This window comes from Vogesella lacus, assembly GCF_979366295.1.
The window spans coordinates 1-360 of the sequence record NZ_CEETQT010000042.1 but is presented as its reverse complement, the minus strand read 5'-3'; the positions used below and the strand labels follow the sequence as shown (position 1 = coordinate 360).

The window sequence follows — 360 nt, the reverse complement described above, 5'->3', positions numbered from 1 at the left end:
GGGCGTTTAGCTCAGTTGGTAGAGCGTCTGCCTTACAAGCAGAATGTCGGCGGTTCGACTCCGTCAACGCCCACCACGGTTGGAGCGGTAGTTCAGTTGGTTAGAATACCGGCCTGTCACGCCGGGGGTCGCGGGTTCGAGTCCCGTCCGCTCCGCCAACCACAATTCAGCAGTAACCGAAAAGTTTTTCGGGCGTTTAGCTCAGTTGGTAGAGCGTCTGCCTTACAAGCAGAATGTCGGCGGTTCGACTCCGTCAACGCCCACCACGGTTGGAGCGGTAGTTCAGTTGGTTAGAATACCGGCCTGTCACGCCGGGGGTCGCGGGTTCGAGTCCCGTCCGCTCCGCCAACCACAATTCAG

The 360-nt window shown here is 59.2% G+C and carries 4 tRNA genes; all 4 read left to right on the top strand.

The features are described 5' to 3' along the window. Positions 1 to 76 (top strand) — tRNA-Val (locus tag ACZ9W6_RS17625). Positions 77 to 81: 5 nt separating this feature from the next. Beyond that, positions 82 to 158 (top strand) — tRNA-Asp (locus ACZ9W6_RS17620). Positions 159 to 190: 32 nt separating this feature from the next. Then, positions 191 to 266: transfer RNA gene (locus ACZ9W6_RS17615), tRNA-Val, on the top strand. A gap of 5 nt (positions 267 to 271) precedes the next feature. Then, positions 272 to 348: transfer RNA gene (locus tag ACZ9W6_RS17610), tRNA-Asp, on the top strand. Positions 349 to 360 lie beyond the last annotated feature (12 nt).